This is a genomic window from Myxococcus sp. CA051A, assembly GCF_013336705.1.
GTDB classification, from domain to species: domain Bacteria; phylum Myxococcota; class Myxococcia; order Myxococcales; family Myxococcaceae; genus Myxococcus; species Myxococcus llanfairpwllgwyngyllgogerychwyrndrobwllllantysiliogogogochensis.
In genome coordinates, this window is sequence record NZ_JABUMS010000001.1 from 412,444 (window position 1) to 424,498 (window position 12,055).

General features: G+C 69.1%; 5 protein-coding genes. 4 read left to right on the plus strand and 1 reads right to left on the minus strand.

Translation table 11 applies throughout. From position 1 onward, the window contains the following. The first annotated feature begins 59 nt into the window (after positions 1–59). From HUA74_RS01660 to ftsZ, 4 genes are all read left to right on the plus strand, one after another. A complete protein-coding gene (locus tag HUA74_RS01660; RefSeq protein WP_174453140.1) occupies positions 60–914 on the plus strand; it encodes a cell division protein FtsQ/DivIB in 855 nt (284 codons plus the stop codon). Between the two features lie 44 nt (positions 915–958). Then, positions 959–2,191: a cell division protein FtsA gene (gene ftsA / locus HUA74_RS01665; RefSeq protein ID WP_141648320.1), complete on the plus strand. Its 1,233-nt coding sequence runs from the start codon at positions 959–961 to the stop codon at positions 2,189–2,191. A gap of 373 nt (positions 2,192–2,564) precedes the next feature. Then, positions 2,565–9,896 (plus strand): Ig-like domain-containing protein, encoded by a 7,332-nt coding sequence (locus HUA74_RS01670; protein WP_174453141.1) that lies wholly within the window; start codon positions 2,565–2,567, stop codon positions 9,894–9,896. Between the two features lie 442 nt (positions 9,897–10,338). Next, complete coding sequence (gene ftsZ / locus HUA74_RS01675; RefSeq protein ID WP_141648353.1) at positions 10,339–11,565, plus strand: cell division protein FtsZ; 1,227 nt, start codon at positions 10,339–10,341, stop codon at positions 11,563–11,565. A 19-nt stretch (positions 11,566–11,584) separates the two neighbouring features. On the opposite strand, the gene HUA74_RS01680 is transcribed toward ftsZ, so the two are convergent. Next, on the minus strand, positions 11,585–11,968 hold the full coding sequence (locus tag HUA74_RS01680) for a hypothetical protein (RefSeq protein WP_246137771.1): 384 nt from the start codon (positions 11,966–11,968) through the stop codon (positions 11,585–11,587). Between the last annotated feature and the right edge of the window lie 87 nt (positions 11,969–12,055).

Consider the following 12,055-nt stretch of genomic DNA (forward strand, 5'->3'; position numbering starts at 1 on the left):
TAGCCAAAAACTGGCGTGGAGATCCATCCGCGCGCAGCATGGGTCCCAGCGTTCCCACCATGGCCTTCGGTCGAAGCAAAAACCGCCGCCGTCAAGACACTGCCCAGCGAAATGAGGCCGTGAAGAGCGTGGTGCGCTCGCAGGGGCCGGGCGTGGTGAAGGTGGTGGCGCTGACGCTGGTGACGGGGCTGCTGGTGTGGGGTGGGGTGGAGCTGCGCCGGTGGGCGCTGGTGTCGCCCCGGTTCGAACTGGCGGCGGTGTCCTTCACCGGCCTGCAGCGCGCGTCGCGCGTGGAGCTGCTGCGCCTGGCGGCTTTGACGAAGGGTCAGAACCTCTGGGCGTTGGATGTAGGGGGGCTGGAGCGGGCCATGCTTCAGCACCCGTGGGTGAAGAAGGTGGACGTGACGCGGCGCTTCCCGAACCGTGTCTCCGTGGAGGTGTCCGAGCACGTCCCGGAGGCGTTGGCGGTGATGGGGGAGCTGTACGTGCTGGACGAAGAGGGCGAGCCCTTCAAGCGGGTGACGCCGGGGGACGGGCTGGATTTGCCGCTCGTCACCGGGGTGGACCGCGAGGGCTACGTGACGGACCCCGCCGTGGCGCGCCAGCGGTTCCAGGCGGCGCTCGAGGTGGCGCGGGCGTACGCGAAGGAATCGCCGGGCAAGCCGGAGCGGCTGTCCGAGGTGCGGATGGAGGGGCGGGAGGTGACGCTGGTGGCCGCTTCCGGGCAGGAAGTGCGCCTAGGCGAAGGGAATTCCGAGGTCAAGCTGCAGCGGTTGGGCCGTGTCCGGCGCGAACTGGGCGCCAGGGGGCTTGCAGCGGAGATCATTCACCTGGATAACCGGGCCCGGCCCGGTTGGGTGGCGGTGAAGCTTTCGAGCCCCGTGTCCGAGAGGAACGGGAGCGCGAGGCAGTAAGAGGACGCCCCTTTCACGAGAGTGGGGGGCCTGGGAGGGTTGTCATGGCGAAGCAGAAGTCGGGGGAGATTATTGTCGGCCTCGACATCGGCACGACGAAGATTTGCGCCATCGTCGGGGAGCTGACCGACAGCGGTATCGACATCATCGGTATCGGGACGCATCCGTCGAAGGGGTTGCGCAAGGGCGTGGTGGTCAACATCGAGGCGACCGTCTCCTCCATCCGCCGCGCGATTGAAGAGGCGGAGCTGATGGCGGGCGCGGAGATTTCCCACGTCTACACGGGCATCGCCGGTGGCCACATCAAGGGTTTCAATTCCCAGGGCATCGTGGCGGTCAAGGACAAGGAGGTCCGCGAGGCGGACATCGCGCGCGTCATCGACGCGGCGAAGGCGGTGGCCATCCCCCTGGACCGGGAAGTCATCCACGTCCTGCCCCAGGAGTTCATCATCGATGACCAGGGCGGCATCAAGGAGCCCCTGGGCATGGCGGGCGTGCGCCTGGAGGCCAAGGTGCACATCGTCACGGGCGCCGTCTCCAGCGCGCAGAACATCGTCAAGTGCGCGAACCGGACGGGCCTGAATGTCTCCGACATCGTCCTGCAGCCGCTGGCGAGCGCCGAGGCGGTGCTGGGCGAGGACGAGAAGGAGCTGGGCGTGTGCCTCGTCGACATCGGCGGCGGCACCACGGACATCGCCATCTTCTCTGGCGGCTCCATCGTCCACACGGCGGTGATTGCGCTGGGCGGCAACAACCTCACCAGCGACATCGCCATCGGCTTGCGCACGCCGGCTCACGAGGCCGAGCGCATCAAGCAGAAGTACGGCTGCGCGCTGGCGTCGCTCATCAACAAGGACGACACCCTGGAGGTGCCGAGCGTGGGCGGCCGTCAGCCCCGCGTCCTCGGGCGGCAGATTCTGTGCGAAATCCTGGAGCCGCGCGTGGAGGAGATCTTCCAGCTCGTGCACCGTGAGATTCAGAAGTGCGGCTACGAGGACCTGCTGGCCTCGGGCGTGGTGATTACCGGTGGCTCCACGCTGCTGGCGGGCATGCCGGAGCTGGCCGAGGAAGTGCTCGGGCTGCCGGTGCGTCGGGGCATGCCGCGCGGCATCGGCGGGTTGGTGGACGTGGTGAAGAGCCCCATGTACGCGACGGGCGTGGGCCTCGTCGTGTACGGCGCCAAGCACCTGGACCGGCGCATGTTCCGCATCCGCGAAGAGAACGTGTACAAGAAGGTGAAGGGCCGCATGCGCGAGTGGCTCGAGGAAATCTTCTAGCGCCTCGGGACGCGTCCGCATCCTGGCGCCACGCGAAGGGGCTCTCCGGAAGGAGGGCCCCTTTTGCTTTTTCGACGGGGCGCGTCACGAACCGGCTCGGACGCCACGGTCTGTGCTGACGCGTCAACGAGGACCCGAGGCCCTGGGTTGACGAGTCAATGCGGGCCCGCAAGGCCCCAGTGGGGTGGGTCATCCGGTCCGGTTTCCAGAATCCGGATCCGTGATTCGGATCCGCTGCTTCGTCTCAGAGGGGACGGGAGGGAGAACCCCCCTGGGCCGGGGTAGGACCAGAAGTGGACGGAGGGTGGCTCCTGGATTGCTATGTGCCGTCGATGCCGCCCGGGCCCCACTTCACTCCGCGCGGCCCAGGCCTATGAAACCGAACCCACAAACTCCTACTTCGCTGGTCGAGTCGCGGCGCGTACGTGCTCGCTTGCCCGCCGTCGGCCTGCTGGCGCTCCTGTGTGCCGCGCTGGTGGCCCCTTCTGCCTACGCGTCCGCTGACACCGTCCACCTGGGCGATGGCTCGGATGGAGCGCTCACCGTCAACGCGGCTGGCACCATCGTCAACACCTATACGCGGGTGACGGCGGCGGTTCCCGCCGGCCAGAACTTCGTCACGGTGGCCTCGTCGACGGGCTTCGCGATGAACGACCTGGTGCTGGTGTTCCAGGCAGCGGGCCTCACGGCCCCGACGTCGGGCAGCCAGACGCCCATCGACCTGAACGCTCCCGCCAACGTGGCGGTGGGCCGGTGGCAGTTCGGGCGCGTGCAGGCGCTGACGGCGACGCGCCTCACCTTCACCGCGCCGCTCACGGTGGCCTTCGCGGCCAACACCGGGACGCAGGCCATCCGCGTTCCCGAGTACTCCACGGTGACCGTCAACGCGGCGGGAAGCCTCGTCGCCAGGCCGTGGGATGGCACCACGGGTGGCGTGCTCATCTTCCTGGCCACGGGCGCGGTGAACAACGCGGGCTCCATCTCCGCGACCAACGCGGGCTTCCGCGGCGGCATCTTCTGGAATGGTGCCGGAGATGGCTGCACCGGCATCAACCAGGCCTATCCGGGCGGCGCGCCGAAGGGCGAGGGCGTGGCGCTGGGGAGCTACGACAACACGGACCCCTTCGCGGCGGGAACGACGGGCTACGGCAACATCGCGAACGGCGCGGGCGGCGGTATCTGCCACAACTCGGGTGGCGGCGGTGGTGGCAGCGCGGGGGCGGGTGGCAAGGGCGGCCGCACATGGAGTGGCGATACTCATGCCACGACTGGCGCTCCTGCTCCCTCTCGTGACGTGGGCGGTCTGGGCGGCACGCGCATGGACTTCAGCGCGGTGGACCATCTGCTCTTCGGTGGTGGTGGCGGTGCGGGTCATAGCAACGACGACTTTGGCGGCGGCGGCAGCGCGGCGGGCGGCATCGTGTTCATTCGCGCGGCTTCGCTGGCTGGCGCGGGGACGATTTCCTCCAATGGCGTGGCGGGTGAAAACGCTCGCGAGGATGCCAACGACGCGGCGGGTGGAGGTGGCTCGGGTGGAACGATTTATCTGCGCGTCACGGGTGCGTTGACCTGCGGCAACAACCTGGTGTTGGCGCGCGGCGGTAACGGCGGCAGCACGGTCTTCCCTGAGCACGGCACGGGCGGCGGCGGTGGTGGTGGTCACATCCTGCTCCAGGGCGGCACGATGAATTGCTCCCCCTCCGTCGCGGGGGGCATCCCGGGCACGCAGCCCACGGCGGGCGCTCCGGATGGCCTCACCTACGGCGCCATCGCGGGCAGTCCCGGTGTCATCACCACCCTGGCGGGCCCCTTCGTGACGCCGTCGGCCCCGGTGGTCGTGACGCCCGCCAACGGCTCCACCACGGGCGTGCGTCCTCCCATCACTGGCACTGCGACCCCGAACTCCTCGGTCGTCATCTCCGTGGACGGCGTGGTGCTGGCCACCGTCACGGCGGATGCCGCGGGCAACTTCACGTACACGCCGGTCGTGGACCTGACGACGGGCGTGCACACGGTGAATGCCGTGTCCGTGCTGAACGGCGCCTCGAGCATGGTCAGCAACACCAACACCTTCACGGTGCAGAACGCGCTGCCTCCGCCGGTCGTCGTCACTCCGGCGAACAACGCGGTGCTCATGACCGCGCCAACGCAAATCACTGGCACGGCGTCGGGCGGTGCCACGTCCGTGGTGCTCACGCTGAATGGCGTGACGTACCCGGCCATCGCCGTGACCGGCGGTAACTGGACGTTCCCGATTCCCGTCGCGGTGACGGACGGCGTCTACAACATCTCGGTCGTGTCCCAGGATGCGACCCGTACGAGCACGGCCACGACGTCCACCTTCACGGTGGACACGGCGACGTCGGTGAGTGTCACGACGCCGGCCGAGGGTGCGGTGCTGACCAACGGTGTGGTGACGTACTCGGGAACTGCGGAGCCCGGCGCCTCGGTGGCGGTGGTGGTGGATGGCACCACGGTGGGCACGGTGACGGCGGCGGCGAACGGCACCTGGTCGGTGCCGGTGGCCGCGGCGCTGGCGGACGGCGCGCACTCGGTGACGGCGACGGCGACGGATGCGCTGAACCACACCGCGACGGACACGAACACCTTCACGGTGGACACGGGCACGTTCGTGAGCGTGACGACGCCGGCCGAGGGTGCGGTGCTGACCAACGGAGTGGTGACGTACTCGGGCACGGGTGAGCCGGGCGCCACGGTGGTGGTGCGTGTCGACGGCGCCACGGTGGGCACGGTGACGGTGCCGGCGAACGGAATCTGGTCGGTGCCGGTGGCGACGCCGCTGGCGGATGGGCCGCACTCGGTGACGGCGACGGCGACGGATGCGCTGAACCACACCGCGACGGACACCAACGCCTTCACGGTGGATGCGACGACGAACGTGAGCATCACCACGCCGGCGGAAGGCGCGGTGCTGGACGACGGCGCGGTGACGTACTCGGGCACCGCGGAGCCGGGAGCCACCGTGACGGTGGTGGTGGACGGCAATACGGTGGGCACGACGACGGCGGCGGCGAATGGCACCTGGTCGGTGCCGGGCAACTCGTCGCTGGGCGACGGTCCTCACTCGGTGACGGCCACGGCCGAGGACGCGAGCGGCAACACCGCGACGGACACGAACACCTTCACGGTGGACGCGTCGACGAACGTGAGCATCACCACGCCCGCGGATGGCTCGACCATCAGCGACCCGATGGTGACGTACTCGGGTACCGCGGAGCCGGGCGCCACGGTGACGGTGGAAGTGGATGGTACGGTGGTGGGCACGACGACGGCGGCGGCGAACGGCAGCTGGTCGGTGCCGGGCAACTCGTCGCTGGGTGAAGGTCCTCACACGGTGACGGCCACGGCCGAGGACGCGAACGGCAACACCGCGACGGACACGAACACCTTCACGGTGGACACGTCGACGAACGTGAGCATCACCACGCCTGCGGATGGTTCGACCATCAGCGACCCGATGGTGACGTACTCGGGTACCGCGGAGCCGGGCGCCACGGTGACTGTCACCGTGGACGGCACGGTGGTGGGCACGGTGACGGCGGCGGCGAACGGCAGTTGGTCGGTGCCGGGCAACTCGTCGCTGGGCGAAGGTCCCCACACGGTGACGGCCACGGCCGAGGACGCATTCGGCAACACCGCCACGGACACGAACAACTTCACGGTGAACACGTCGACGAACGTGAACATCGCCACGCCGGCGGACGGCTCGACGGTCGGCAACCCCGTGGTGACGTACTCGGGTACGGCCGAAGCGGGCGCCACGGTGACTGTCACGGTGGACGGCACGGTGGTGGGCACGGTGACGGCGGGTGTCGATGGCAGCTGGTCGGTGCCGGTGGCCACGACGCTGACGGACGGCTCGCACACGGTGGTGGCCACCGCCGAGGACGGCGACGGCAACACCGCGACGGACACGAACACCTTCACGGTGGACACGGCCACGACGGTGAGCATCACCACTCCCGCCGAGGGCGCGGTGCTGACCGACGGAGTGGTGACGTACGTGGGGACCGCGGAGCCGGGCGCCACGGTGACTGTCACGGTGGACGGCACGGTGGTGGGCACGGTGACGGCGGCGGCGAACGGCAGCTGGTCCGTGCCGGTGGCGGCGGAGCTGGCGGATGGAGCGCACTCGGTGACGGCCTCGGCGGAAGACGCCCAGGGCAACACCGCGACGGACACCAACGCCTTCACGGTGGACGCCACGACGTCGGTGAGCATCACCACGCCGGCGGAGGGCTCCACGGTGACCAACCCGGTGGTGACGTACTCGGGTACGGCGGAGCCGGGCGCCACGGTGACGGTGGTGGTGGACGGCACCACGGTGGGTACGGCGACGGCGGGCGTCGACGGCAGCTGGTCGGTGCCGGTGGCCACGCCGCTGGTCGACGGGCCGCACTCGGTGACGGCCACGGCGGAGGATGTGAATGGCAACACCGCCACGGACACGAACACCTTCACGGTGAACTCCGTGCCGGACACGCGCATCACCGCGAGCCCGCCCGTGAACACCGCCAGCACCGACGCGGAGTTCAGCTTCAACTCCGTCACGGGAGACCCGCGTGACACCTTCGAGTGCTCGCTCGACGGCGCGGCCTTCACCCCCTGCACCAGCCCCATCAACTTCACGGGCCTGCCCGAGGGAACGCACACCTTCCAGGTGCGCGCGGTGGACGCGGACGGCGACGTGGACCCCACGCCCGCCCACTTCATCTGGTCCATTGGCCTGGACACGGACGGCGACGGCCTGACGGACACGGAGGAGATTGCCATCGGCACGGACCCGAACAACCCGGACACGGACGGCGATGGCGTGTCGGACGGCATCGAGGTGGAAGTCGGCGGGACGGATCCTCTCGACGACGACTCGGATGACGACGGTCTGATGGACGGCACCGAGGACAAGGACCACGACGGCATCGTCGACGCGGACGAGACCGACCCGAACGAGGCGGACACGGACGGCGACGGCATCCAGGACGGCACGGAGCTGGGCCAGACCGTGCCCGAGGGCTCGGACACCGACGCGACGGTCTTCATCCCCGATGCGGACCCGACCACCGTCACCAACCCCCTCAACCCGGACACGGACGGTGGCAGCGTGCGTGACGGCGTGGAGGACGCGAACCACAACGGCCGCATCGACCCGGGCGAGACGGACCCGAACCTGGCCGCCGACGATGTGGACTCCGACTTGGACGGCGTGAGCGACGAGCGCGAAATCGAGCTCGGCATGGATCCGCATGACGCGGACACGGACGACGACGGCGTGCCGGACGGCGATGAGGCCCTCACCGACACGGATGGGGACGGCACCATCGACGCGTTGGATCCGGACAGCGACAACGACGGCATCAACGACGGCACGGAGAGCGGCGTGACGCGGGAGACGGCGCCTCCGGGCACCAACGTCGACTCGCCGAACTTCGAGCCGGACCTGGACCCCACCACCACCACCGACCCGACGAATCCGGACACGGATGGTGATGGTCTGAACGACGGCCGGGAGGACGCGGACCACAACGGCCGCGTGGACGCCACGGAGACGGACCCGAACGACGCCGACACGGACGACGACGACCTGAACGACGGCGTGGAAGTCACGGGTACCAATGCGACGAACCCCCTCAACCCGGACACGGACGGGGACGGCCTGAACGACGGCCGCGAGGACGCCAACCACAACGGTGGCTTCGACAACGGCGAGACGGACCCGAACAACCGCGACACCGACGCTGGTGGTGCGAGCGACGGTGACGAGGTCAACGGGGGCTCCAACCCGCTGAACGGCGATGACGACTTCGTCGTCGTGGGCCGTGGCTGCAGCACGGGTGGGGCGGGCACCTTCGCTCCGCTGGCGCTGCTGTTCCTGGCACTGCCCCTGTTCGGTCGCCTCCGCCGCGTGGCGGGGCGCTCGTCGCGGGGCGTGGCGGCGGCCGTCACCGGAGGCCTGGTCCTCGCGGGTACGCTCGCGGCCCAGCCTGCCCATGCGCAGGTGACGACGCCGGGCCCCGTGTCGCAGTCCATCGACGTGCAGCGCTTCAAGCCGGGCCCGGGCGCCGAGGACATCCTCGGCATCCACAGCGCCCGCGTGCAGCGCCACCTGGGGTTGAACCTCGGCCTGTCTCTCAACTACGGGAGCAAGCCGCTCAACTTCCTGGACCCTCGCTCGGACCGGTTCATCACCGCGCTGGTAAGCCGTCAGCTGGGCATCGACCTGATGGGCGCGGTGGGTCTGTTCGACCGCTTCGAAATCGGCGTGATTCTGCCCGTGACGATTCAGGGCTCGGACCCGGCGCCGCAGGTGGACTCGTCCTTCTCGCAGGGCGTGGGCGGCGGTGGTATCGGCGACCTGCGACTGGTGCCGAAGGCGCGCCTGATTGATGGGGAGCGCTTCGGCCTCGCGCTGGCGGTGCCGGTGTCGCTTCCCACGGCGGGTGGCAACGACTTCCTCGGCGGTTCCGGGGTGAGCGTGCAGCCCAAGCTGGTGGCCGAGTACGGCGAGAAGGTCCGCTTCGCCGCCAACGTCGGCGTGGACATCCGCGAGAAGCAGGTGCTGCGCAACCTGACGGCGGGCAACGCGTTCACCTACGGCCTGGGCACGGAGATTCCCTTCACGCTGGGCCGACTGCCGCTGTCCGCCGAGGCGACGGTGATTGGCGCCATCGGCCTGGACGAGCAGGACACGGAGGAGAGCCCGCTGGAGCTGCTGGCCGCGCTGAAGTACCGCGCGGTGAGCGGATTCACGGCGCACCTGGGCGGTGGACCGGGCCTCACCCGGGGCTACGGCACGCCCGGCTACCGGCTGCTGGCGGGCTTCGGCTACAGCCCTCCGCCCGAGCCCAAGAAGGCGGCGCCTCCTCCGCCGGTGGACACGGACGGCGACGGCCTCTACGACCCGGACGACAAGTGCCCCACGCAGCCCGAGGACAAGGACGGCTTCGAGGACGCGGATGGCTGCCCGGACCCGGACAATGACCAGGACGGCATCCTCGATGGCGACGACAAGTGCGTGAACGAGCCAGAGACGAAGAACGGCTTCCAGGACGAGGAAGGCTGCCCCGACGAGGCTCCGCCCGTGGACACCGATGGCGACGGCCTCTTCGACCCGGATGACAAGTGCCCGAACCAGCCCGAGGACAAGGACGGCTTCCAGGATGGGGACGGCTGCCCGGACCCGGACAACGACAAGGACGGCATCCCGGACGTCGCGGACAAGTGCCCCAACGAGCCCGAGGTCATCAACGGCGTGGCGGACGAGGACGGCTGCCCCGACAAGGGCAAGGTGAAGGTCCAGGTGGATGGCGAGCGCATCCTCATCCTGGAGAAGGTCTACTTCGCCACGGGCAAGGACATCATCCTCCCGCGCTCCTTCCCGCTGCTGAAGCAGGTGGCCGCGGTGCTGCGCGCCAACCCGCAGGTGGAGCTGCTGCGGGTGGAGGGGCACACGGATGACCAGGGCAACGACGCGTCCAACCTGGACCTGTCCAAGCGCCGCGCCGCCAACGTGCGTGCCTTCCTGGTGAAGGAGGGCATCGACGCCGCCCGCCTGGAGTCGCAGGGCTACGGTGAGACGAAGCCCGTCGACACCAACAAGACGGCGAAGGGCCGCGAGAACAACCGGCGCGTGGAGTTCAACATCGTCCGCATTGGCAAGGTGGAAGTGGAGCGCGTGGCCCCCTGATGTCGTCGCGCCGCCCCGGGCGCCCACCGTGGTGCCCCGGGGCTGACAGCCAAAGTCGTTGACGCGAGGGTGGTTCCGGCAAGTCGTCCGGGGCCACCCTCGGTTTTTTAGGGGAGGTCCGTCCACCACCCGGAGTCGGGGGCGCGTGACGCTCCGTGAAGACCCTCCACGTGTGTCGTGGAACAGGGGGGAAAGGGGTGGCGCCGATGCGGGGAGACCTGCCAGGGTGCTCCATCCAGCGCGAGTCAAGGGGCGAAGTGGACCCGCCACGCCGCGCTGCCTGCTTTCGGGGCCGCTGCGTAAGTCCGCGTCAGGACTCGGCGCCGCGCCATCCCGCTACATGTGCGTAGCGGAATACTTGCCAAAGATCCGGACTTGCTGATGATTGCGGAGGTTGGAGGCTTGCGCGCTGCATCGCGCGACGCCTGCCGAAAGGACCGCCATGGACCAGTTCGATCAGAACAAGCAGGCCGCCAAGATTCGGGTCGTCGGGGCGGGTGGGGCCGGCTGCAACGCGGTCAACACGATGATTCTGTCCAAGCTGGACCGCGTGGACTTCATCGCCGCCAACACGGATATCCAGGCGTTGGCCGCCAGCAAGGCGCCCACGCGGCTGCAGCTGGGCCAGACGCTGACCAAGGGCCTGGGCGCCGGCGCCAACCCGGAGATGGGCCGCGAGGCCGCGCTGGAGTCGCGAGACCAGATTGCCGCGGTGCTCGAGGGCGCCGACATGGTCTTCGTCACGGCGGGCATGGGCGGCGGCACCGGCACGGGCGCGGCGCCCATCATCGCCGACATCGCCAAGAGCCTGGGTTGCCTCACGGTGGGCGTCGTCACCAAGCCCTTCCTCTTCGAGGGCAACAAGCGCCGCAAGCAGGCCGAGCAGGGCATCGTCGAGCTCAAGGCCGCGGTGGACACGCTCATCACCATTCCGAACCAGCGCCTGCTGTCGCTCTCCAACGAGCCAATGCCGCTCTTGGAGACCTTCAAGCGCGCCGATGAGGTGCTGCTGAATGCCGTGCAGGGCATCAGCGACCTCATCCAGTACCACGGCTACATCAACGTCGACTTCGCCGACGTGAAGACCATCATGAGCGACAAGGGCCTGGCGCTCATGGGCACCGGGCACTCGTCCGGCGACAAGCGCGCGCTCACCGCCATGCAGCAGGCCATCTCCAGCCCGCTGCTGGAGGACGTCTCCATCGACGGCGCCACGGGCCTGCTCATCAACATCACCGGCGGTCGGGACATGACGCTCCAGGAGGTCAACGAGGCGTTGACCCTGGTCCACGATGCGGCGGACAGCGAGGCGGAGATCATCTTCGGCTCGCTCATCGACGACCAGATTCAGGATGAGGTGAAAATCACCATCATCGCCACCGGCTTCGTCCACCGCGACGCGCCCAAGGTGCGCACGGTGACGCCGGTGGTCCAGGTTCCCCTGGCGCGGCCCGCGCAGCAGTCGGTGCTCATCCACAGCGTGCGCGAGGAAGTGGCCAGCCTGGTGCCTGCCAAGAGTGGCGCTTCCCGTCCGCTGGCGGCCGTGGACAACAACAAGTCCGTCAGCAACCGGACCGCCGTGGTGAAGGACTCCGCGCTCCCCCTGGACGAGGACCAGTTCGACATCCCCACCTTCCTGCGCCGCCAGGGGCAGACCGAGCTGCCGTAGCCGTCAGGCGACGTGGGGCTCAGCGGGCGGGCAACCGCGCCACGCTCGCCTCGTCACGCCCGGCCAGCTTGTCCGCGCGGGTGAAGAGGGTGTCCAGCTCTTCATACAGCGCGTCGATGCGCTCCTGCTTGCGGGGCGCCGGAATCACGCCGCCACCGGCCAGCTCCTCCAGCCGGGCACTGGCGCGCTGCAGCAACTGGAGCGCCTTGAGGAGCGACAGCCCTCGGCGCGTACCCTCCTGGGTGAAGAGCGTGCCGCTCTGCGTGAGGGCTTCGAGCGTGCCTCGGACGCTGCGGACGCGGTCCGACTGGCGGGTCCGGTAGAGGTCCAACCGACGCGCGCGGCGAGCGCCATGGAGGTCGACCACGCCAACGCCGGTGCCTGAGGAAGAGGTGGGCTTCACGGTGTGGCAAGGTACGTCATGCCTTTGTAGAGCCGCAAATTTACTGGACTGTAGGGACCTGTTGCACGCCTGCCCGCGCCCTTGTCA

Bases quoted from the DNA above. Each gene is read 5' to 3' on its own strand.
- ftsA (WP_141648320.1), top strand. From the start codon at position 959: ATGGCGAAGCAGAAGTCGGGGGAGATTATTGTCGGCCTCGACATCGGC.
- HUA74_RS01670 (WP_174453141.1), top strand. From the start codon at position 2,565: ATGAAACCGAACCCACAAACTCCTACTTCGCTGGTCGAGTCGCGGCGC.
- ftsZ (WP_141648353.1), top strand. From the start codon at position 10,339: ATGGACCAGTTCGATCAGAACAAGCAGGCCGCCAAGATTCGGGTCGTC.
- HUA74_RS01660 (WP_174453140.1), top strand. From the start codon at position 60: ATGGCCTTCGGTCGAAGCAAAAACCGCCGCCGTCAAGACACTGCCCAG.